We start from the raw sequence: 22439 nt of genomic DNA, 5'->3' as shown, positions 1-22439 counted from the left end.
TGTGACGTAGATCACATCGCAGTACTGGCGCTTATTGTATGATAAGGGGGAGGAGGGCCTATGCGGTGGTTGCCCTGGTTTCTTATTCTCGCCATGATCAGTTCTCTGGCGGTAGCTCAGAATCGTGTTCGTTCTGCTCCCCTGATTGAAATCCAGCCTGTTCAAGCCCCCATGGCCGGGGGCGGATCTACGCCAATGTGGGAAAAGCAGGGTGTGGTCTCCGGATCGGTCAACGATATCTTCCGCTTTCCCAGCCAGGTCGATATCTGGATTGCCACGGAAGCAGGTATCTATTCTTCCTGGGATCCCTATGACAACACCATTTCCTGGTCGTCGTACAATAACGGGCTTGTCGATCTGTCGGTAAAGAAGCTCACGGGAGTTAATGGAACCCCGGACGGCGCGCTGGCGGCCCTGGCGGGAGACGGAGTCTATGGAAAGATTTCCTATGACCCGGGCTGGGTCTGGGCGGATACGGCGGGACTGGAGGATGGTTCGGGAAACCAGGTGGGATACCGGGATGCGGTAAGCATCGCCATGGCTCCGGGCTGGGCCATGAGTACGTGGGATGTCTATCTTGCCATCCGGGGTGTCGGGATCTTTACCCGCACATTCTCCAACAACATGGGGCAGGGTTCATGGGTGGGACCCACGGTAACCGAACGTCTTCTTGATCCCGATGGAGCGGAATCGGGAATGAATAACTGGGAAGTCACAGGGTCCTGGTACATCGACAGCTGCTGGTACTATTCCCCGGGTCACGCCTACAAGGCAGGCCAGGTCGGGTCGGCCTGCTATTACTTTTACGATAACAACGAGTGGTCCACGCTCACTCTGGCTGCTCCCATCGACCTGGGATCGATGCCGGGTCACGGATACCACCTCTATTACAACGAATATTATGACACCCGGGCGCAGGATTTCTGCACCCCCCAGATTTCCACCGATGGAGGCATGATCTGGTCCAATCTCCTCCCTCCCTATTCAGGGCCTCCCTTCGGGTGGTCCTTTCGGGACATCGACCTGAGTTCCTATACGGGAAATAACGTGAAAATCCGGTTTCTCTTCACCTCCGATTCGGCGGATACCGCGGAGGGCTGGTACCTCGACGAGATCGAGATCAGCCGTGAAACCGTGCAGTCCAATGACTGGGTTCTTATGGATACGCAGGGTTTAAACCTGAACCTGAATGACATCTTTTACGACGTGGACCGGGATCTCCTCTTTGCCGCAACCGAAACCTCGGGTCCGGATGAGGGGAATATCTTTGCGTGGGATGGATCGACCTGGTCCGCGTTGGCCACCACCAATATCGATTATCTTTCCGTAACGGGCGTTCCCTACGATTCCATGTATGGAACATCTGGCCCCTTCGATGTCCTCGCGGGAACAAGAGATGAAGGAGTCTTTCTCTATGACGGTTCCTCCTTTACCCCCTACTGCGGCGGTGTAGGTTTCTCCATACCCGCAGGGGATTTCATCGACGTTTCCGTCGATCCCCAGACCGGCGCCAAAAGCGTTGCCGCGACAAGGGAAGAAATTTATGCCCTCGATTCCTGTGCTACCGGAGAACCCTATATGGCCTTTCCCGGATTCAGGGGTTTTCCAAAATCGGTTCATTCCGATGCATGCCAGGGTAGTGGGGGTGGGGGTGGAATCCTTGTCGGTACGGTGGGAACCGGCCTTGTTGTACAGGACTGTGACGCACCCGCTGCTCCGCCAATTCCACTGGGGAACGAAGGGCAGATGGCGGCCGCGACCGATCCCATTCTGACGAAAAACGTGAGTCGTCTGGCGATATCTCCCACCAATCCGCCCGTATTCTTTGCTTCCTCCCTGACCGACGGGATGTACAAGAGCCGGTACGGGATCTGGAATGATCCGGCAGGGCTGGGAGGAAGCGGATACTTCGTCCGGTACTTTTACGACCCCAGAGTCCCCGCAGGCACACCGTCGGGTGTCAAGGGGACCTGTGTGGCCATCCATCCCGCCTTTGATGATTCTCAGCCGGTAGAGTCTCCGGGCAAACAGACCCTCTATCTGGGAACGACCAGAAACGGCATCTATCGAAGCGATGACGGCGGCTCTTCATGGATATGGCTTAATACCTTTCCCCCGGGAGATCCGGTCGTCGATATTGTGCTGTCTCCTGGATTCTCTTCAGACTCGACACTCTTTGCCATGACCCGGCTGGCAAAGGTGTACCGATCCGAAGATGCCGGGCTGACCTGGGCCCTTGAAGTTTCCTTTCCCCAGCCCCCCAATAATACGGTCGTTCCCATCGGGTACGACCTTGAGATTTCTCCCTCTTTTCCCTCTGATGATGTCCTCTTTGCCGCCACAGTGGATGGCCTGTACAAGAGGACCGGTCAGTCTTCCTGGTCCAACGTGACGTCAGCGCAATTCCCGGGTATTCCTATCCTCAGCGTGGCGGTATCACCCTTTTTTGACAATGGTTACATGGGAACGAATTCAGAGTATACCAGTGTAATGGCGGGATCCTCGGGACTGGGTCTTCTCTATTCGGTGGAGAAAGGAAGTGTGGGATCCTATGCCCAGGTCCAGATCGGAAGTACGGGAATCATTCCGATCGTCCGGATGCATCCTGCCCTGGATGCAAATTCCACACCGGACCTGTTGACCTATTTTTACGGTGTTTCCTACAACGCAACGATTGGGACGGTGGAGGGTCTCTACTGGACTTCCCTGAACCAGGCACAGGGAACCTGGACTGCGCCCGTGGATGCCGACCCCTTCATGAACTTCTGGAACACGAAGATCACCGATCTTGCCTTCGATCCCCGTTTTCATCGGGGATCGAGTTCCTCTCTCTATCTCTATGCCGGAACCGCAAACAACAAGATCTGGAGATGCAGCCAGGAAACCTCCCAGTGGGAAAAGATCGATGGATTTTACAACCTTCCCCCGGAAATCACCGACCTGACTGTAAAGCCCGATGAACCCGCGATTGTCGCGGCCGCATCCCGGGGGTACGGGGTTATGATTTCCTTTGACAGCGGGTTGAGTTACTACCCTGCCGGTTCGGTCCGTCGATCCGATGGAACGGTTGTTCACGATATATTTGTTGTTTCCCTGACCGATACACCGTTGGGAGGAGGGGCAGCCTCCCTGATCGCTGGTACAAAGGAAGATGGTGCCTTCTGGCGGGAGTTTGAGACCAGCTCTCCTCTCTACAGTGATCTCTGGGGCCTATCCACGGGATTGACGACGGGGGAGGTATACGACGTGGAGTACCGGGGGCCGTACTGCGAGATGTGGGCAGGAGCGGACTCGGGTACCTACCTTTCCTCGGATTACGGTCGGACGTGGACCTTTGACGCGCCGTCGGGGTTTTCGAATGTCTATGAGATCGGGGACTGCTACACGCCGAAGCGCGCGTTGAACGGGTTTACGTGGGGTGCCCGTGCGGGGGTGAAGGCACCGGCCCGTGCGTCGGGGGACGGATCGGCATGGCTGAAGATCGGGGAAGGATCGTGGACAGTACAGGCGACGGCGGGACTGGACACGGACTGCGACTTTGAAGCGATCCACCAGGATTCGATCGGGGTGGTGAGTGCGGGGACGGTTTTTCTGGGATGTGCCTATTCGCCGACGAGCCCGTGGATTCGGGTCTATCGAGGAGAGGGGTGCCCGACCGTGGGCGAGCCCTCGGGGACGTGCGCGTGGGAAGCCTCGGACGAGGGTATGGAAGGGACGTCAGGCGCGGTGGAAGCCTTCGCGAAGTCGTCGAACGGTCTTCTTGTGGGTGTGTCGGAGAGTTCGGTGGGAGCGGGAGACGGAGGGGTCTTTTTCACGGACACCCACTCGAAGGGGTACGCGTGGGTAGACGTGTCTCAGAACGGGTACGCGATGAACTGCAAGAGTTCGACGACGCTGACCTCGAGCGGGACGACGCTCTACTCGGGGACGTCATGCGAGGGAGCGTATGCCTCGACGTCGATCGACACGGAGGGAATCAATCCGGTGGCCTACTACACGTGGGGTCAGGATGAATGGGACGACGCGGCCTTCAGCTTTGACGATCGTTCCTGTTGTGATATGACGGGATACAGCTGGGACTTTTCGGGGACCTTTGAATCGGGCCCGACGGTGGTGTATCACTATGGGGCCGGGGAAGTGGTCCTTCCGACGTTGTGGGGATCGAACGCTTCAGGGTCGGACGACTACACGGGGAGCCTGGATACGCCGGTGTACATTGCCTATCTGAGTGACGTGGTCTGGAGCGGGAGCGACGTGACGGTGACATGGGAGCGTCTGGCTTCGGACACGGGATTCAGTTACGAAGTGTACCGGGACACGGACCCGGACGGATCTGGCCGGGCCCTGGTGCAGACGATCCCGGCGGGAGACGGAACGTGGTGTGACGCGGTAACGTGCTGGTACACATTTACGGACGGCGCCGCCTTCGCCTGCTATCGCGTACGGGTCGTTCCGTAAACCGAAGAGTTTAATCGAGGATCGAATAGAGTTCCGGAGGCGGGCTCCCGGAATCGATGGAAAGTTCAGAAATCAGACGGTGAAGGAGATTGGCTTCCGTTGAATGTTCCAGAATCGATCCAATGGAGTTCTTTCCAGAATGGCTCACAAGAAAATTGTAGATTCCAAGAGACCGTGAAATCCTGGATGCAGCTTCATCCCGATTTCCCATAGAAAGACAAAACTCGGCTACCCTGAGATGGAAAATCCATGCCAGGTGGGCAAAGGGTGCCCGTCCCAGGATCGCGTCACCTTCCTGAATCAACGATTCCTCTTTTCGATCAGACAGTTCCAGAATCAGCGTCTCCAGGGAAAATTGATCGGAGTGGTTTTCCGCCGCCAGTCTCTTTAATTCCTTGATGTAATCCCTTTGGACAGGTTCATCTTCCGTGCAGGAAAACAGAGTTCGCGTGGCGAGATAGGCCTCTTTTTTCAGGTTGAACCGCCGTGCATTCTCAAGAACTTCAGAAGCAAGCGAAGCGGCTTCTTCTCTCTTTTCCGTCAGATAAAAGGCATGGGCCCTGTAACTGTCACAGAGAAGTTTCAGATAATTGGCTTTCTCCTGTTCAATTTCGTGCTCCAGACGCCGGGTCATTCGAAGAAGAGCGGAACTGTACCGGACGAGGGAGAGAAACTCAACCCAGTAAAAAGTGACACGAATCGTTTCGAAATGGTGACGTTCGGCGGATTCGCGGGCCTGTTGTAAGTAATGCATCGCATCTTTATACCGGCCGCAGTACTGATACAGCTCCGAAAGGTTACAGTAGATCCGAACGTCCAGAGGGTCATTAAATCGGCGGGATAGAGAGAGTCCGTGCTTGAAATGGTAGAGAGCATCTTTCCATTTTCCCAGAAGCATTGATTCCGTCCCGATTTCATTGATCGTAGAGATGAGGTATTGCTGGATGCCGAATTTTTCCTGATATTCAAGAGATTCCAGAAGGGCTTCAAGAGCAGCTTCATGCTCGCCTGAAATACCCAGAAAACTCCCCATGTTGTTGAGGATCCGGATTGCAGTGGCGATCTCACCCAGGTTGATGAAGGTTTCCTTCGCGTGTTCGAGGAGTTCAAAAGCCTCGTTCCTCTGCCCCGTGATAAAGAGCAGGGGACCCCGAACCGTGGCTGTCCGGGCCAGGTCCTCCGCAGAGACCCTTTCCCGATAGTCCATTGTTAGAGAGGTGAAGAGTGCCATGGCCTCTTCAAATCGGCTGGTCTGGGCCAGCATGGTCCCCTTGGTTTCCAGGACACGGAAGGTCTGAAGATCATCCTCTGCATTGGTCAGCGCATCCTCAAGGCTTTCCGAAGCCTGGGGAAAGTTTCCTGTGAGCCGATAGGCATCGGCGGCAATCTTGAGAAGGCGGGCCCTGCCGTCTCCCTCCGGGCTTCTGCTGATGAATTCATCGTGAAAGATGGAAAGCACTTCCGGAAACCTCCCCATCTTGATCAGAGCATCTCCGCAGGTATAAGCCATTTCAGTAAAGCGATCTCCCTGAAGAAGGAGCGATTCTTGATCCAGGAGGGCCTTCGCATAATGAACCGCCGTGGGGAAGGCATAACTTACATAGGCCTTCTGGGCAGCCCGGATGATGAAGTCACACCCACCCTCAAAATCCCTGGCCTCCATGTAGTGAAAGGCAAGGATCTGATCCCTGTCCGGATGGTTCCGGGGAAGAAAGGAATCAAATTCATGGGCGGCAAGACGATGAAGATCTCGTCGGGATCCAAAATCCAGGCTGTCGTAAATCGTTGAACGGATATGGTTCTGAACAAAAAAGACATGGCCTGTCTTTGGATGTCTGGAAATAAATTCACCCTCAATAAGCAGTCCTTCCAGGGAAGGCCGTTCCTGGCTGGTGTCGGAAATCACCCGTTTCAGCAGACCTGGAGGGATGTTGTCTCCAAGAACCGAGAGCTTTTTTAACAAAGCCTGATTGTTGGCAGACAGTCGATCAAATCTGGCCATGACCACGTCTTCCAGTGTCGCCGGGATCGAGGGACGGCGGGTCTCGTCCAGGAAGAGAATTTCTGGATGGTCCGCATCTCGAGCGATATATCCCGATTCTGAGAAGGTGCGGATTGTTTCTCGGAGAAGAAGTGGATGGCCATGAGAGGCATCCATGGCTTCGTTCAGGAGCTTCTCGGGGATATGCCGGGTACCCAGGAGGTGTTCAAGAATTTCCAGGGATTCTTCCCGGTTCAGGGGGGAGAGGAGTAAGGTCAGCGTGGAGATGTGAGTTTCCATGCCTTCCAGAGGGGATCTGCCCAGGAGAATAAAAGCCGGAGAAGGAGGTTCCATGATACGAAGAAGATTACGGATAAGATCGATACTTTCCGTATCGATCCACTGGGTGTTGTTGAGAACGACCCGCGTGGTCCCCTGCTCCGCAAGACCGTTCAAAAGGATCTGAACCTGTCGGTTCATGACGCTCTTCCGTGTCTGATCATCGGCCTGGATGGGTGGGAGACTGTGAGGTATGTTCAGAAGGTCCAGAAGAAGGGGAGCAAAGGCGAGAAGGTCAGGATATTTATCTTTAAGATAAGCGGGCCATTTTCCTGCGGGATCAACCGCACCCGAAACCTTGAGATGGTTGAGTCCGTCAAAGAGGATTTTTTTCCATGGGTGAAAGGGGAACCTTGATGTAAAAGGCTGACTGTGGCCGAAAAGAAGCGTACTCCTGTCGTCAAATTCCTCACTGAGACGGCTGAAGAAAGCGCTCTTTCCGATTCCTGCCTCACCCTGGATGCCGAGCAATGCCGGTTGTCCCCTCTGGGAGTCCAGGAATTCAATCGCATTTCGGAGTTCTTCTGTGCGCCCGACAAAGAACTGGGACTGTATCGTCTGCCCCTCTCCCCGTTTCTGAGGAATAAAGATCGATATCGGTTCCTTTTTTCCCTTTACGGTTGTCGGAGGCAGGGCCTGGTAGGAATAGGACGGCGCGGCTTTTTTCGTTCCTTCACTCAGAACAATCCTGTCCCGTTCGGCCAGCTGCATAAGCCGTGCCGCAAGGTTGACGTCGTCTCCCATGACCGTAAATTCACACCGCTGCTGACTTCCCAGAATTCCTGAAAAAATAACGCCCGTGTTAATTCCAATGGCCATGGGGATCGAACGTTTTCTGGAGAGTTCCATCAAATCCTCGGCTGCGCCCACCGCTCGTTCTCCATCATCTTCGTGGCTGCGGGGTACTCCAAAGGTGATAAGAAACTTACTGCCCTTGTCGCCCATATCCACTTTGTTGATATAGCCGTCATAGTGGTCGATCAGCTGGCGAACCTCGGAGTACACATCCTGCAGGAAGGTCAATTCATCAATGTTCATATAATCACTTACGGCACCAAACGAAACAAAGAGAATGCTGGCCTTTCGGTGCTCATTCATCAGATGGGCATGGCCGGAGAGGATTTTATCTGAGAGTGCGGGATGAAGAAAGGGACGCCCAAGTTCTTCCGAGACGGAAACAATGTCCGAAATGCCGTGACTGGATGGGGAAGCCGGCGTGCGAGGTTTGACTTTGAAAAAGGTACCACCGGAACCGTGGCATGTCGGATGAAGAATTACATCACCTGCTTCGGCGTGATGCTCGGCTTCGGCCGATCCGTCGACAGGTTCTCCCGCAAAGACATAGTCCCGGGTGTTTCCCTGTCCGACCATCATCAGGGTATGAGTACCGGAGGCTATCCCGATCTTGATTCGGATGGGGAAGGTTCCAACGGGACTCTGTACTTCGGGATGGGCTTTCATGAAGGATTGAATATCCAGGGCGGCATGGATGGCTGCCTGCTCACCCCGGGATTCCGGAAAGAATACCGTCACCGCATCCCCGGCAAACCGCATGACGTCTCCTCCCCAGAAATGGAGCCGGTCGATTACTTCGGTAAAGGTTTCATTCAGGATTCGAGTGAGATATTCGGATCCTTCCCGTCCCATCCGCGTCAGAGCTTCGGAGAGTTGAGTAAAACCGGATATATCTGCAAAGAGAGTCGTCCCTATGAGAAATTGAGGAGGCCAGTCTTCCCCGTGTTTTTCCAGGATGGAGCGAAGGGTCAGGGGAAGAAAGGGGGAAAGGTTCATTCGGGAAGATGGGAGGTCACGAGGTCGACAAGGGAACGAAGGGGTCGGTCGTCTCCTTCCATTGTCTGAAGTATGCTGTCAAGACGGGATGCCAGCCCCCTTGCGCTTTCCAGAGCCCCGGAAAGCCCAAGAATCCGGGTGGCTGTAATCTTGTTCTGCTCGCGGTCTTTTCCCGGACTCTTTCCCATGGCTTCCGCGGTGGAGGTCTCATCCAGAATATCATCGGTAATCTGAAAAAGGTGGCCCAGGTCAAGACCAAACTGTTCAAACTGGGAGAGTCTCGATTCTGAAGCTCCGGCATACAGACCTCCCATGAGTACGGAGGCCTGGATGAGTCGTGCGGTCTTTCCCCGGTGGATTGCTTCCAGTGAGGCTGTGGTGGCCGGGGCTTCACTCGCCTCCATGTCCAGAACCTGGCCCCCCGCCATACCTTCGGCACCGGATGCTCGGGCCAGGGTTTCGATGGAACGAATACGAATTTCTGGAGCAACGGTGGCAGGATGGAGGGAAAGAATATGAAAGGCTTCCGTGTGCAGGGCATCTCCTGCCAGGATTGCCGTGGCTTCCCCAAACCGAACGTGAGAGGTGGGTTTTCCCCTCCTCAGAACATCATTGTCCATCGCCGGCAGATCATCGTGGATCAGAGAATAGGTATGAATAAATTCTGTGGCGCAGGCGGCTTCCACGAGCGGGTCGGCTTCCCGGCCAAGAGCGTGGGCGGAGGCCAGAACCAGAAGAGGGCGAAACCGCTTCCCTCCAGCCAGGAGCGAGTAGAGCATGGCTTCCCGAAGAGACGGAGGCGTCGCTTCGGGAACAAGAACCGGAAGAATCTCTTCAATCTTCGCTTTCCAGATCTTCAGCATTGTCTTCAGTCTGCAGGGATTCCCTGAAGAGGGAGTCGGCACGCTCAAGGATTTTCTCCACTTTTCCCTGAGCCTCGTTCAGTTTGGATTCACAGAATGTGAGAAGCTCGATCCCGCTCTCAAAAAGGGTGAGAGATTCCTCCAGTCCGGCTTCTCCATCTTCCAGCCGCTGAATGATAGCCTCCAGCTCGGCGACAGCCTTTTCGTACGTTAATCCTTTTCGTTGACCCGGCATGTCAGATTCCCTTCGTGAAGCATGATGGTGAGGATCTCTCCGGAATCCACATCTGTAGAGCATTTTACTATAGTCGTATCTTTCTTCCTCGTAATACTGTATCCCCTGGCGAGAACCTGTCTCGGACCGAGGAGCTTTAGCTGTCGGGAAAGTGACGAGACGAAGTCCCGGTTCCTTTTAAAATTCTGGCGGAGAAGGGAAAAAAGTTGACGACGTGTGGGGAGAGATTTAGCATGGGTTAATACGAGTGCGGTCATCCACTCCTTCACCTGTACGGCCCGCTCCCGGTGGCATCGGTACTGATCGTCCATTGCAAGGGTAAGTCCCCGGCGAATATGTAGTCTCATCCGGTTCAGGTTCTCCCGGGCCTCAAGGACTCTTCGGGAAAGATGATTCAGGTTGAGATGACGACGGAGGATTTGAAGGTTCCGAATTTCCTCATCAAACCAGCCTCTTACATAGCTCTGAAGCCTTCCTTCCAGGTCGGAGATCCGTTGGACTTCTGTTTCCATGCGTCGCGCGAGGGTCTCTCCGGCTGCGGTGGGGGTCGGGCATCGAAGATCTGCAACCATGTCACAGATGGTCATATCGACTTCGTGCCCCACAGCGGAAATCACCGGAATGGGACTTGCAGCCACGGCCCTGGCGAGCGACTCCTCGTTAAAGGGTTGAAGATCCTCCAGGGAACCGCCACCTCTTGTAATGACAATAACGTCAACATCGTTCAGAGATGCGAAGACCTCCAGACCTCGAATACATTCCTTTGCGGCAAGTTCACCCTGCACCCGCACGGGATAGAGGGTGATATCCAGAGGTGCCGGAGCTCTGGATACCATCGCAAGAAAATCTCGAATGGCTGCTCCCGTGGGAGAGGTGATCAACCCCACACGAAGAGGAAGTGCGGGAAGGGATCGCTTCCGGGAACCATCGAAGAGACCCTCGGCGGCCAGTTTCTTTTTTAATTGCTCAAAGGCAAGCTGGAGGGCACCAATCCCATCGGGAACAAGGTGGGAGATCACCATTTGAAACCTTCCCTGGGGAGCGTAAATCGTAAGACGCCCTGTGGCCAGGAAGGATAACCCCTCTTCGACCTGAAAGGGAAGCCGGCTTGCCGTGGTAGACCAGATCACGGAAGAGAGAGCGGAAGAAGCGTCTTTCAGGGTGAGATAGATATGGCCGGATCTGGATCGGGTACACTGGGAAACTTCTCCCCGTACCGTGACCGTCCCGAATGTGTCCTCCAGCGTCCATTGAACCTTTTGAAGAAGCTCGGAAACGGTGTAGATCCTCACCTCGCCATTCTAGCATGCAGGTCTGCAGCCGGTTGCGAATCCTTCACCTGCGCTGCAGGCGTATCGTCTGTAAGTACGACCACGAATGATTCCTTCCATGGATGGGACGGAACCGTTCATCTGCATGACAGGGTCAAATCGCGAGGTTATGGTATGTAGTGATATATTTCACATAATTAAAGGTGGGTAAGTTCGTGCTTACATTCTATTGTTTTGACTACTTGCTGCATGGTGAAAAAGGACCGAAAGTATCGTCGAACATGCCGCGAAATGCTTGTGTAGTTTGCTATGAATTGATATAAGAAATATTTCACATAAAAGGCGCGTATCCTGAACTTGACAAATCGGCCCTAACCCTTACAATAGGCACGATTCGCTGAAAGGAGGTGCGTACTATGGAGGGCTACGTACCGATTCTTCTCGCCTCACTAGTGGCTCTCAGCGTTCCCATTCTGATTTTGCTCCTGGCAAGGATTTTGATGCGTCGAAAGCCCAATCCCGTCAAGAGTGAACCCTATGAGTGCGGTAATCCCATCGAGCACCAGGCACACGATTTTAGATTCTCGATCCGTTATTACATCATCGCCGTTCTCTTTGTCATCTTTGACGTGGAGACCGTATTCCTCTATCCATGGGCCGTTACCCTGAAGAAGCTGGCCCTCTTTGGATTCATCGAAATGATTGTCTTTCTGGCGATTTTGGTGGTTGGATACGTTTATGCATGGAAGAAAGAGGCATTGAAATGGGCTTAACGACTCCCCTCGATTTTGCCGTCAACTGGTGCAGAAAGTATTCGATCTGGCCCTTTTCCTTCGGGCTGGCCTGTTGCGCCATTGAAATGATGGCCGCCATGGATCCCCGATACGACCTTGCACGTTTTGGTGCCGAGGTTTTCCGGGGATCTCCGCGTCAGTGTGATCTCATGATCGTCGCGGGTACGGTGACGGAGAAGATGGCTCCAGTGGTCAAACGGCTCTACGATCAGATGGCTGATCCCAAGTGGGTGATTGCCATGGGATCCTGTGCCGTTTGCGGCGGACCCTACCGGACCTATGCCGTAACCCAGGGTGTGGACCGGATTATCCCCGTGGACGTCTATGTTCCGGGCTGTCCGCCCCGCCCCGAGGCCCTGATCTACGGCATCATGCAGTTGCAGAAAAAGATCATGGCGACCAGGGTGTTTGGCGCCGGGGAGGCCTCCCGTGGCTGAACAGAAACCTCCTGCTGTCCCCGCCAAGAGGGTCCAGCCCGAAGCTGTCGAAGCGTGGGACCATCCACGGGTTGTGGAATTAAAGGAAAAATTCGCAGAGTCGGTCCTTTCGGCCGTGATCTATGCCGGTGAACTGACCTGTACCGTAGATGCCGGTCAGCTCACAGACCTTTGCTCCCATCTCAAAACCTCCGGGTTCACCTATCTCGTCGATCTGATTGGGATTCACTATCCCGAGGCGGAGCGACCCTTTACTGTGGCCTACCTCCTGCACAACATGAACACACAGGACCGGATTCGCCTGAAGGTTGAGGTTTCCGAATCGGAGGCCGTACCCACAGTAACAGGCATATGGAAAACGGCGGGATGGCTGGAGCGAGAAGCCTATGATCTCCTGGGAATTCAATTTGACGGCCATCCCGATCTTCGCCGTATTCTGACCTGGGAAGGCTTTAACGGTCATCCGCTGAGAAAGGATTTTCCGCTCAGGGGAATCGATACCGGTGCTGCGGTCTATGAGGATCGTTATCCTGACGGTGGCGGACCGGTGATGAAAGAGGCCCCCGCCCCACCCGCCGCAAAATCCCCCGCGAAGGAGGGGGACTGACATGTTTGACATTCAAGAACTCGAACTGAATATGGGCCCACAGCACCCCGCAACCCACGGGGTACTCCGTCTGGTTTTAAAAATCGACGGGGAACGCATTATCTCGGTGGATCCTCACATCGGTTATCTCCATCGGGGGACAGAGAAACTCTTTGAAAATCAATCCTACCAGGCCAATATCCCCCATACGGACCGCATGGATTATGTGGCGGCCGCTACCAATAACCAGGCTTACGTCGGAGCCGTTGAAAAACTTCTTGGCATTGAAGTTCCGGAACGGGCCATGTTCATCCGGATTATCCTTGCGGAGCTGCAACGGATTGCAAGCCATATTGTCTGGCTTGGAACCCACGCTCTCGATCTGGGTGCTCTCACCCCCTTCTTCTACGGCTTCCGTGAGCGGGAAATGATTCTCGATCTCTTTGAAGAATATTGCGGGGCTCGACTTACATTGAACTGCATGAGGATCGGGGGCCTTCCCTGTGATGTACCCGAGGGCTGGCTTGACCGGGTTCGGGAATTCGTTGAGCTCTTTCCCGAGAAGCTGCAGGACTACCACAATCTTTTGACGGAGAACCGGATCTGGAAACTGCGGACTGTGGACGTCGGTGTCATCTCTCCGGAAGAAGCCATCGACTGGGGACTGACGGGGCCTCCTCTTCGAGGAAGCGGAGTCCAGTGGGATGTCCGAAGGGCCCTGCCCTATGAAGTTTACGACCGCCTCGATTTTGAGATTCCAATTGGAAATAATGGAGACACCTATGACCGGTATCTCGTCCGGATGGAGGAAATGCGGCAGTCCAACCGGATTCTCGAGCAGTGTCTCAAGCTGATCCCCGAGGGCGATATCATCGCCAAGGGTGTCAAGATTATCAAACCCAAGCCTGCCGAGGTCTATTTCTCGGTGGAAGCCCCCAAAGGGGAGCTGGGATTTTCCATTGTCAGTGACGGGAGCGATAAACCCTACCGGGTCAAGGTACGTCCGCCCTGCTTCGTGAACCTTCAGGCGATTGAAACCCTCTGCAAAGGGCATCTCATCGCCGACGTCGTAGCGGTGATTGGGACCCTGGACATCGTTCTCGGGGAGATCGACCGATGAATTCCATTCTTCTGGGTCTCGTCGTTATTCCGCTCATTAAATATCTGGTGGTTGTAGCCATCGTCATGACTATCGTGGCATGGTCCACATGGGCGGAACGAAAAATCCTCGGATTCATGCAGGCAAGAATCGGTCCAAACCGGGCCGGTCCCATCGGGCTTCTTCAGCCCATTGCCGATGGGATCAAGCTGATCACCAAGGAAGATATCATTCCGTCCCGCTCTGAAAAATTTCTTCATCTCCTTGGCCCTATCCTTGTCTTTGTCCCCGCGCTGATGCTCTTTTCGGTGATCCCATTTGGAGGAGAATCCACAATTTTCGGTCTTTTGAAGGAACCGGTCACCCTCTACGTGACCGATGTCAACATCGGCATGATCCTGGTTCTTGCGCTATCTTCTCTGGGAATTTACGGGCTGATTCTGGGCGGATGGGCTTCCAACAATAAATATTCTTTGATGGGCGGTCTTCGAAGCGCTGCTCAGATGGTTTCGTATGAAATCCCCCAGGGGTTTGCCATCGTCGCCGTCCTGATCCTTGCGGGAAGCCTCTCCCTGGTTCGGATTGTCGAAGCACAGGCTGAATCGGGCATGTGGTTCATCTTTCCAGGGTTTATCGCCTTTTTTATCTTTTTTGTCTGTGCCGTAGCGGAAACCAACCGAACACCCTTTGACCTCCCCGAGGCCGAATCGGAACTGGTCGCGGGTTACCACACCGAGTACTCAGGAATGAAATTCGCCCTCTTCTTCATGGCAGAGTACGCAAATATGGTTCTTGTATCCTCCATTGGTACCGTTCTCTTTCTGGGCGGATGGCTTCCTCCCTTTCCTTCGGTGACAAGGGGAACGATGATCGATCTTCCCCTCTTCTGGTTTTTCGCCAAGGTGGCTGTTTTCCTCTTCCTTCTGATCTGGTTCCGTGCCACCTTTCCCCGTTACCGTTTCGATCAGCTGATGGCTCTGGGATGGAAATGGCTCCTTCCCCTCGCCATCCTGAACGTGATTGCCCTGGCCATGCTAAAGCTCTGGGTCTTTGCCTGAGGAGGGACGATGAAAGAGAAACAATCCCTCGGACGCTGGTTCAGGAACCTCCTTCTCATTGACCTGTTTGTCGGACTCTATACATCGTGGAAGCACATGTTCCGTAAGAAGTTCACGGTGCAATACCCCGAAGAGCGGATTGATCCGACCGACCGCTTTCGGGGAATCTTTAAATTCCTTCCCGATGTGTGCATTTCCTGTGAGATGTGTGCCAAGGCGTGCCCCATCGATATTATCTACATCGAATGGCATCCGGAGCAGACACCGGAAGGAAAGAGAAAAAAGGTTCTGGACCGCTTTGATATCGATGTGAAACGCTGTATGTTCTGCGGTCTCTGCGAAGAAGCGTGCCCGACCAAGCCTCTTGCTATTTATCTGACAACCAAGACCTATGAGGGGGCAACATACAGCCGGGACGAAGAGCTCTATTTCGACATGGAAAAGCTGCATACCTATACCGGCCTGCCCGATCCGCCCGCCGAGGAGAAACCTGCACCCAAAGCTCCCGTGCCCGCACCGGCTGGACCGGATAAGGCTCTGGAAAAACCGGCACCCGGAGAGATTTCCGGATCCGGAGAAGGTGGAGGAGGTAAGGAATGAGCGGCCTGGCTCTGATCTTTTTCTATATCTTTGGGGCACTCACACTCCTGGGGGCCGTCGGGGTAGTCCTTCTGCGCAATCCGATGCGCGCTGCCCTCTGCCTCCTGGTCTCCTTTGTGGGTGTTGCGGCCCTCTTCTTCCTCCGCCATGCCGAATTTCTGGGTGCCGTCCAGCTTCTGGTCTATGCAGGAGGTATTCTGGTGCTCTTCCTGTTCGGCATCATGTTTGTCTCACAGAAAGAGCTCAAGCGAACCCGGAAATGGCATCGTCAGTGGCCTGTGGCCTTTCTGCTTGCCCTCTTTCTTGCCTTTATCCTGATCCACTTTCTGGCCGCTACCGTGCTGACGCCTTCGGTACCTCTCGATGCCTTCCAGGCTGGCGGGGGCAACACGGAGGCCGTGGGTCTTCACCTCTACTTCAACTACCTTATACCTTTTGAAGTTGCTTCCGTCTTTCTCCTTGTTGCCATGGTGGGTGCAATTCTGCTGGGGAGGGGGGAGGTGAAGCCATGATTACCACGACCCATTACCTGGTTTTGTCCGCCCTTCTCTTCTCCATCGGCATGGTGGGAGTCATGGTGCGGAAGAACCTCATTACTCTTCTGATGTGCCTCGAGCTGATGCTGAACGCAGTCAACCTCAACCTGGTGGCATTTTCCCAGCAGTGGGGAGAGCTGACCGGTCAGGTTTTTGTTATTTTTGTGATCACGGTGGCGGCCGGAGAAGCAGCCATCGGCCTGGGCATTATCATCACCATTTACCGGCAGCGGCGAACTGTGGAAGCCGATGTCATAAGATCCTTGGAGGGCTGAGTGAAGAACCTCATCTGGCTTATTCCGATCTTTCCCCTTGCCGGGTTCCTTATCAATGGCCTTTTCTGGCGATCGATGTCCAAACGTGCGACTGCGTGGATCGGGTGCACGTCGGTCGGGCTTTCCACGGTTCTGGCTTTTGGAGCCGTGATTGACTGGATCATGTCCATGGGGATCCATCAACCCTTCTATCTGAATCTGTACCTCTGGATTCCCGCGGGCCAGCTTCACACGATCTTCGGAACTCTGGTCGATGTTTCCATTCCCATTGGAATGCAGATCGACGCTCTGTCCGCACTGATGGTTCTCTTTGTGAGCTTCGTCGGTTTCTGGATCCATATTTACTCCATCGGCTACATGCACGATGATCCGGGATTCACACGATTCTTCTCGTATATCAACCTCTTCATGTTCGCCATGTTTGTCCTCATTCTGGCAGACAATTTCCTGATGATGTTCGTGGGCTGGGAGGGTGTAGGCCTCTGCTCGTACCTCCTGATCGGCTTTTACTACACGCAGAAATGGCCGGCTGATTCCGGAAAGAAGGCCTTTATCGTGAACCGGATCGGGGACTTCGGCTTTCTTCTGGGGATGTTTGTCATCTTCTGGGTCTTCGGGTCCCTTTCCTATCACGAAGTTTTCGGCCAGGCTCTGGCCAATCCCGAACTCTATGCGCCCTTTGCCACGATTATCGGAATCTGTCTCTTTATCGGGGCGACGGGCAAGAGCGCACAACTACCCCTCTATGTCTGGCTGCCGGACGCCATGGCGGGTCCCACGCCGGTCTCGGCCCTGATCCATGCGGCCACGATGGTCACCGCGGGCGTCTACATGGTGACGCGGTGCAACGTCATCTTCCGCCTCTCTCCGACAGCCATGGCCGTTGTGGCGATCGTCGGAGGGGTGACGGCCTTTTTTGCGGCGACGATGGGGGTGGCGCAGCGGGACATCAAGAAGATCCTGGCCTACTCGACCATCTCGCAGCTGGGGTACATGTTCCTTGCCGCAGGAGTGGGCGCGTACGTGTACGCGATGTTCCACGTACTGACCCACGCCTTCTTCAAGGCCTGCCTCTTCCTGGGATCGGGCTCCATGATCCATGCCTGCCATACGAACGATATCTTTGAAATGGGCGGACTAAAAAAGTCCATGCCGACTACCTTCCGTACCTACTTCATTGCAACCCTGGCCATCTCGGGGATCTTTCCCTTTGCGGGGTTTTTCTCCAAAGACGGTATTCTGGCCTCGGTCTTTGCCTCGGGTATGGGACACGGGTGGGTCTTCGGTCTCTATGCACTGGGTCTGGGGGGAGCCTTCATTACTGCCTTTTACATGTTCCGATCTGTCTTTGTCGCCTTTTTCGGTGAATACCGGGGCTCGGCTCATCCACATGAATCGCCCCGCACGATGACCCTTCCGCTGATTGTCCTGGCGGCGCTCAGCCTTGTCGGTGGATGGATCGGCCTGGGATTTCCATTTCCGGAACGTTTCAACCTCATCAAGCACTTTCTCAATACGATTGTCCCCGAGATTCACGGCATGGAGCACCATACCGCCCATGTCTCTCCGGCCCTGGAATGGCTGCTGATCCTTGGATCCCTGGCGGTTGCGGGGTTGGGGATCTTTACCGCATGGGCTCTCTATATGAAGGATCGGGACTGGGGCTGGGTTAAAGGTTTTGTCACCCGTCACCCCGTCCTGCACAGAGTTGTTTTTAATAAATACTATGTAGACGAGCTTTACGGCGCCACCGTAGTGGCCGGTACCATGAATCTTGCCAATGGATCGGCAACCTTTGATGCCCGGGCCATTGACGGTGTTGTCAACGGCACACGCCATGCCACCGTGGGAACGAGTATCTTCTCCGGATTTTTTGATTTGCGAATTGTCGACGGGCTGGTAAATCTGTCGGCCTGGCTTGCGGACGCGATGGGACGTGTCTTCCGGAAAGTCCAGACCGGCGTCGTACACAACTATGCCCTGATCCTTGGCCTGGGAGCCTTCTGCGCTCTCGCGATCTACATTTTCATGAAGTGAGGGGACCATGCTGGATGCCTTGAAAACCATACCGATCCTGTCCGTCATCACCTATCTTCCGCTGGCCGGAGCACTCCTGATCATCCTCTTTACCCGAAAGGAGCAAACGAAGGTGATCAAAACGCTGGCCACCTTCTTTACGGGAGTCACATTCCTGCTCAGCCTGCCCCTGTGGACTCTCTATGACTGGAAGGCCACGGGACTCGACATCTTTCAGTTTACGGAGCGGATCTCGTGGATACCCTCCCTGGGCGTGGATTACTTCTTCGCCATGGATGGTATCTCCCTGCTCCTCATTCTATTAACGACGCTGCTTTCCTTTATCTCGGTATACTGCTCTTTTACGGCCATTACAAAACGGGAAAAGGAATATTACGCCTTTCTCCTGATGCTGGAAACGGGAATGCTGGGTGTCTTTCTGTCCATGGACTTCTTCCTCTTCTACGTCTTCTGGGAAATCATGCTTGTCCCGATGTATTTCCTGATCGGGATATGGGGAGGACCCAGAAAACTCTACGCGGCGATCAAGTTCTTTATCTATACCCTGCTGGGATCCGTACTTATGCTTCTGGGCATCCTGGCTCTCTATTTTTACAACACTACGGGTTTCTTCGGAATCGAGGGTCTGGGGAATGCGCCCTCCTTTGATGTGCTCCAATTCCATAAGATTGCTCCCATGATTCCAGCCGGGATGCAGTGGTGGATCTTCCTTGCGTTCGGAATCGCCTTTGCGATCAAAGTCCCCATGTTTCCCTTCCACACCTGGTTGCCTGACGCGCACGTAGAAGCGCCTACTGCCGGGTCAGTCATCCTTGCGGGCGTCCTTCTGAAAATGGGAACTTACGGCTTTGTCCGGTTCTCTCTTCCCATCCTTCCCAAGGCGACGTGGGAATTGCTGCCGGTAGGAGTCTTCCTCGCCATTGTCGGAATCATCTACGGAGCTCTTGTGGCCATGGCCCAGAAGGACATGAAAAAGCTGGTCGCATACTCTTCGGTTTCCCATCTGGGATTTGTCATGCTGGGGATTTTTGCCCTCAACCCGGCCGGGATCACGGGCGGGACGCTCCAGATGATCAACCATGGAATCTCCACCGGCGCCCTCTTCCTCTTGGTCGGAATTGTCTATGAGCGACGTCACACACGAATGATCTCCGACTACGGCGGCCTTTCAAAAGTGATGCCGGTATACGCCATCATTTTCATGATTATTACGCTTTCCTCCATCGGCCTTCCGGCCATGAACGGATTTGTCGGCGAATTTACAATCCTTCTGGGTGCCTTTGACCGATCCTGGGTCTGGGCTCTCTTTGCCGCCACCGGAATCGTCCTGGGTGCGGCCTATATGCTCTGGATGTACCAGCGGGTCTTTTTCGGAGAAGTGACCCATAAGGAAAATGAAGGACTCCAGGATCTCTCCCTCAGAGAAAAGTGGACTCTCTATCCCCTGATCATCCTGGTTTTCTGGATCGGACTTTATCCGAAGCCCTTCCTGGAGAGATTGGAAAATTCGGTAAAGTACATCGTCAAGATTGTAGATTCAGGTTTCTATCAGCTTCCCGAGCACGAAATGAAGATGGAAGCACCTGTATCCAAGGAACCGGCTTCCGAGGAGAGCCATGGTGATGAACACTGATATCCTGGCTCTTCTTCCCCAACTCTGTCTGACGGCCGGAGGCCTGATCCTGCTGCTGACGGCTCTCATTCGAAAGGAACCCAAAGGCCCGGGGATCCTGATTGCGTTCCTGACCCTCTTTGCCTCTATGGGGGCTCTGGTCATGACTGCGGAGGGAGGAGCGAGAACCGCTTTTGCCGGAATGTTGACAATCGACGGTTTTGGCCTCTTTTTCAGCGGCCTGTGCATAGCGGGTTCAATTCTTACCCTTCTTCTTTCTCTTGAATACATCAAGGAAGGTGGATGGGGGATCATCGAATATTCGGCGATCCTGATCTTTGCCACTGCCGGCATGGTCTTCATGGTCACCTCGCTAAACCTGGTCTCCATCTATGTCGGGCTCGAGTTGATGGCCCTGTCTTCCTACGTTCTGGCCTCCTTCTGCAGAAACCAGGAAAAATCTTTTGAAGCGGGGTTCAAATATTTTCTTCTGGGTGCCTTTTCTTCCGGTCTTCTCCTCTACGGCCTCTCCCTTATTTACGGGGCGACGGGAAGCCTGGATATCGCCGTGCTCGCTTCCTCCATCCAGAGGGCAGAGCCGATGCTGGTTGCAGGTCTTGCTCTGACCGCATCGGGCCTTCTCTTCAAGGTGGCCGCCGTGCCCTTTCACGTCTGGACACCTGACGTGTATGAGGGGGCGCCGACTCCCGTTACGGCATTCTTTGCCATTGGTCCCAAGGCTGCCGCCTTTGCCGTCCTGCTTCGAGTCTTTGCCGTAGGTTTAGGGCCTCTGCACCAGGAATGGTCGACCCTGATCGGTCTCTCGGCTGCCCTCACGATGGTCTTTGGTAATCTCGTCGCCCTGGTCCAGAAAAATATCAAGAGAATGCTGGCTTACTCCTCCATCGCTCACGCCGGATATGCCCTTCTGGGTCTTCTGGCTTTCAGTGAGCTGGGGATCAAAGCCGTGCTGATCTACATGCTTGCCTATCTTTTTATGACGGCAGGAGCCTTTGCCCTGGTGATCTTCCTGAAGTCAAGAACCTATGCAGGGGAGATGATTGAGGATTTCAGAGGTCTGAACCACACGCACCCCTTCCTGTCTTTCTGTATGCTTGTCTTCATGCTCTCACTTGCGGGGATTCCACCTACCGCAGGGTTTATAGGCAAACTGTTCCTCTTCGCGGCCGCCATTCAGGCCGGCTATGTCATCCTTGCCGTTCTGGGAGTACTGATGAGTGCCGTCTCCCTTTACTACTACCTTGGGCCGATTGTGGCCATGTATCAGCGGGACGAGACCATGCAACTTCCTCTTCGCCGACACTGGAGCCTCTCCACGGCTGTCGTGATATGCCTCGTGGGAACCCTGCTGGTCGGTCTCATGCCCAACTGGGTTATCGAGGTGCTGAGCTCTGCTCTGCTTCCCGTTGTCTGAATGACCCGGTTTATCCTGATTTTCACCCTCGCCTACACCCTTCTGGGTGACGGGATCGCCATTCTGATTGGAAAGCCGGACCATTTGCTGCCATTGACAGGTGGGGGGATTCTGGGTATAGTTAACTTTCTTTTGCTGAGCCGGACTATTATGGGAATTCCGGCCGGGGGAGAATCAAAAAAGTTTTCTATGAAGAATGTACTGTTTTTATTCATCGTCAGCATCCTCTTTGTCGTGCTCGCCCTCTGGACGGGAAGGGCGATGAGCGTCCTTCTGGGGTTTTCCACCTTTGTCCTGGCCCTCATGACCTATGCCGTGAAGGAGGTCTTCCATGCATGAAGCCCATTCCTTCCTCTTTCGGCCGGTCAATGCTTTGCTTGAGCCGGTTCTGGGGTTTGAAATCCCGGACCACGTCATCATGGGCTTTGTCATTCTTCTCTTCATTACAGCCTTTTCCTTCTGGTTCCGGAAACAGATCAGTCAGGAACATCCTGGAAAGATGCAGCACATGCTCGAAACCATCGTGGGTGGTCTGCGCGGCCTCATGGAGGATGTGATCGGACACGGTATGGCTCGCACCTACCTGGGCATTATCGGAGCCTTCACTTTTTTTATCTTTCTCTCCAACATCATGGGGCTCGTCTTCTTTCTCAACCCACCCACATCCAATCCGAATACGACCTTTGCCCTTTCGATCACAGCCTTTCTCTTCTATAACACGGAAGGGATTAAGAGGCATGGATTTTTCAAATATCTCAAAACGCTCATGGGACCCGTCGCAGCTATCGGCCTCTTTATGTTCGCCGTGGAGGCCATTTCCCATGCCGTCCGCATTGTTTCCCTCGGCCTTCGTCTTTTCGGTAACATCTTCGGGGAACATACGGTATCGGGCCAGTTTTCCGAACTTCTTCCCATCCTGGTCCCCTGGCCGATAATGATGATCGGGATTATTGGTGCAACCATGCAGACCTTTATCTTCATCATGCTCACCATGGCCTATATTGGCGGTGCCGTGGGTGAAGAACATTAATA

Annotated in this window: 18 protein-coding genes; 14 read left to right on the top strand and 4 right to left on the bottom strand. The window is 54.2% G+C overall.

Going from position 1 to position 22439, the window contains the following annotated elements; all coding sequences use genetic code 11:
- The first annotated feature begins 60 nt into the window (after window positions 1-60).
- Complete coding sequence (locus PLD04_06320; GenBank protein HXK67941.1) at window positions 61-4458, top strand: hypothetical protein; 4398 nt, start codon at window positions 61-63, stop codon at window positions 4456-4458.
- 10 nt (window positions 4459-4468) lie between these two features.
- On the opposite strand, the gene PLD04_06315 is transcribed toward PLD04_06320, so the two are convergent.
- The 4 genes from PLD04_06315 to xseA are packed head-to-tail and all read right to left on the bottom strand — an operon-like array spanning window position 4469 to window position 10959.
- A complete protein-coding gene (locus PLD04_06315; protein HXK67940.1) occupies window positions 4469-8569 on the bottom strand; it encodes an adenylate/guanylate cyclase domain-containing protein in 4101 nt (1366 codons plus the stop codon).
- Complete coding sequence (locus PLD04_06310; protein ID HXK67939.1) at window positions 8566-9432, bottom strand: polyprenyl synthetase family protein; 867 nt, start codon at window positions 9430-9432, stop codon at window positions 8566-8568. The genes PLD04_06315 and PLD04_06310 overlap by 4 nt, the downstream gene beginning before the upstream one ends.
- The gene (xseB, locus tag PLD04_06305) at window positions 9404-9667 is read right to left on the bottom strand and encodes an exodeoxyribonuclease VII small subunit (protein ID HXK67938.1); all 264 of its coding nucleotides are present in this window, start codon (window positions 9665-9667) and stop codon (window positions 9404-9406) included. The genes PLD04_06310 and xseB overlap by 29 nt, the downstream gene beginning before the upstream one ends.
- On the bottom strand, window positions 9643-10959 hold the full coding sequence (gene xseA / locus PLD04_06300; protein ID HXK67937.1) for an exodeoxyribonuclease VII large subunit: 1317 nt from the start codon (window positions 10957-10959) through the stop codon (window positions 9643-9645). Before xseA ends, xseB begins: the two co-directional genes overlap by 25 nt.
- Before the next feature lie 395 nt (window positions 10960-11354).
- Here xseA and PLD04_06295 point away from each other — a divergent pair, with 395 nt between their 5' ends.
- The 13 genes from PLD04_06295 to PLD04_06235 are packed head-to-tail and all read left to right on the top strand — an operon-like array spanning window position 11355 to window position 22437.
- Complete coding sequence (locus PLD04_06295) at window positions 11355-11711, top strand: NADH-quinone oxidoreductase subunit A (GenBank protein ID HXK67936.1); 357 nt, start codon at window positions 11355-11357, stop codon at window positions 11709-11711.
- Window positions 11702-12169: an NADH-quinone oxidoreductase subunit B family protein gene (locus tag PLD04_06290; protein HXK67935.1), complete on the top strand. Its 468-nt coding sequence runs from the start codon at window positions 11702-11704 to the stop codon at window positions 12167-12169. Before PLD04_06295 ends, PLD04_06290 begins: the two co-directional genes overlap by 10 nt.
- Window positions 12162-12776 carry an NADH-quinone oxidoreductase subunit C gene (locus PLD04_06285; GenBank protein ID HXK67934.1) on the top strand — a complete coding sequence of 205 codons (615 nt, stop codon included), beginning with the start codon at window positions 12162-12164 and terminating at the stop codon, window positions 12774-12776. The genes PLD04_06290 and PLD04_06285 overlap by 8 nt, the downstream gene beginning before the upstream one ends.
- 1 nt (window position 12777) lies before the next feature.
- The gene (locus PLD04_06280; protein HXK67933.1) at window positions 12778-13875 is read left to right on the top strand and encodes an NADH-quinone oxidoreductase subunit D; all 1098 of its coding nucleotides are present in this window, start codon (window positions 12778-12780) and stop codon (window positions 13873-13875) included.
- The gene (nuoH, locus tag PLD04_06275) at window positions 13872-14912 is read left to right on the top strand and encodes an NADH-quinone oxidoreductase subunit NuoH (GenBank protein ID HXK67932.1); all 1041 of its coding nucleotides are present in this window, start codon (window positions 13872-13874) and stop codon (window positions 14910-14912) included. Before PLD04_06280 ends, nuoH begins: the two co-directional genes overlap by 4 nt.
- A 9-nt stretch (window positions 14913-14921) precedes the next feature.
- The gene (locus PLD04_06270) at window positions 14922-15512 is read left to right on the top strand and encodes an NADH-quinone oxidoreductase subunit I (protein ID HXK67931.1); all 591 of its coding nucleotides are present in this window, start codon (window positions 14922-14924) and stop codon (window positions 15510-15512) included.
- Window positions 15509-16024, top strand: coding sequence for an NADH-quinone oxidoreductase subunit J (locus PLD04_06265; protein HXK67930.1), 516 nt, complete (start codon window positions 15509-15511; stop codon window positions 16022-16024). Before PLD04_06270 ends, PLD04_06265 begins: the two co-directional genes overlap by 4 nt.
- Window positions 16021-16323: an NADH-quinone oxidoreductase subunit NuoK gene (nuoK, locus tag PLD04_06260; protein HXK67929.1), complete on the top strand. Its 303-nt coding sequence runs from the start codon at window positions 16021-16023 to the stop codon at window positions 16321-16323. Before PLD04_06265 ends, nuoK begins: the two co-directional genes overlap by 4 nt.
- On the top strand, window positions 16324-18360 hold the full coding sequence (nuoL, locus tag PLD04_06255) for an NADH-quinone oxidoreductase subunit L (protein HXK67928.1): 2037 nt from the start codon (window positions 16324-16326) through the stop codon (window positions 18358-18360).
- 7 nt (window positions 18361-18367) lie between these two features.
- Window positions 18368-19993 (top strand): NADH-quinone oxidoreductase subunit M, encoded by a 1626-nt coding sequence (locus tag PLD04_06250; protein HXK67927.1) that lies wholly within the window; start codon window positions 18368-18370, stop codon window positions 19991-19993.
- Window positions 19983-21407 (top strand): NADH-quinone oxidoreductase subunit N, encoded by a 1425-nt coding sequence (locus tag PLD04_06245; protein ID HXK67926.1) that lies wholly within the window; start codon window positions 19983-19985, stop codon window positions 21405-21407. The genes PLD04_06250 and PLD04_06245 overlap by 11 nt, the downstream gene beginning before the upstream one ends.
- Window positions 21408-21746, top strand: coding sequence for a hypothetical protein (locus PLD04_06240; GenBank protein ID HXK67925.1), 339 nt, complete (start codon window positions 21408-21410; stop codon window positions 21744-21746). It abuts the gene before it with no gap.
- Entirely contained in the window at window positions 21739-22437 is a 699-nt protein-coding gene (locus PLD04_06235; protein HXK67924.1) for a FoF1 ATP synthase subunit a, read from the top strand. Before PLD04_06240 ends, PLD04_06235 begins: the two co-directional genes overlap by 8 nt.
- Window positions 22438-22439: the final 2 nt, after the last annotated feature.

The sequence above is a fragment of the Thermoanaerobaculia bacterium genome (genome assembly GCA_035593605.1).
In the GTDB taxonomy this organism is placed as follows: domain Bacteria; phylum Acidobacteriota; class Thermoanaerobaculia; order UBA2201; family DAOSWS01; genus DAOSWS01.
This window is presented reverse-complemented; position numbering and strand designations above follow the sequence as displayed.

Bases quoted from the DNA above. Each gene is read 5' to 3' on its own strand.
- PLD04_06320 (HXK67941.1), top strand. From the start codon at position 61: ATGCGGTGGTTGCCCTGGTTTCTTATTCTCGCCATGATCAGTTCTCTG.
- PLD04_06315 (HXK67940.1), bottom strand. From the start codon at position 8,569: ATGAACCTTTCCCCCTTTCTTCCCCTGACCCTTCGCTCCATCCTGGAA.
- PLD04_06310 (HXK67939.1), bottom strand. From the start codon at position 9,432: ATGCTGAAGATCTGGAAAGCGAAGATTGAAGAGATTCTTCCGGTTCTT.
- xseB (HXK67938.1), bottom strand. From the start codon at position 9,667: ATGCCGGGTCAACGAAAAGGATTAACGTACGAAAAGGCTGTCGCCGAG.
- PLD04_06295 (HXK67936.1), top strand. From the start codon at position 11,355: ATGGAGGGCTACGTACCGATTCTTCTCGCCTCACTAGTGGCTCTCAGC.
- PLD04_06290 (HXK67935.1), top strand. From the start codon at position 11,702: ATGGGCTTAACGACTCCCCTCGATTTTGCCGTCAACTGGTGCAGAAAG.
- PLD04_06280 (HXK67933.1), top strand. From the start codon at position 12,778: ATGTTTGACATTCAAGAACTCGAACTGAATATGGGCCCACAGCACCCC.
- nuoH (HXK67932.1), top strand. From the start codon at position 13,872: ATGAATTCCATTCTTCTGGGTCTCGTCGTTATTCCGCTCATTAAATAT.
- PLD04_06270 (HXK67931.1), top strand. From the start codon at position 14,922: ATGAAAGAGAAACAATCCCTCGGACGCTGGTTCAGGAACCTCCTTCTC.
- PLD04_06265 (HXK67930.1), top strand. From the start codon at position 15,509: ATGAGCGGCCTGGCTCTGATCTTTTTCTATATCTTTGGGGCACTCACA.
- nuoK (HXK67929.1), top strand. From the start codon at position 16,021: ATGATTACCACGACCCATTACCTGGTTTTGTCCGCCCTTCTCTTCTCC.
- PLD04_06250 (HXK67927.1), top strand. From the start codon at position 18,368: ATGCTGGATGCCTTGAAAACCATACCGATCCTGTCCGTCATCACCTAT.
- PLD04_06245 (HXK67926.1), top strand. From the start codon at position 19,983: ATGAACACTGATATCCTGGCTCTTCTTCCCCAACTCTGTCTGACGGCC.
- PLD04_06240 (HXK67925.1), top strand. From the start codon at position 21,408: ATGACCCGGTTTATCCTGATTTTCACCCTCGCCTACACCCTTCTGGGT.
- PLD04_06235 (HXK67924.1), top strand. From the start codon at position 21,739: ATGCATGAAGCCCATTCCTTCCTCTTTCGGCCGGTCAATGCTTTGCTT.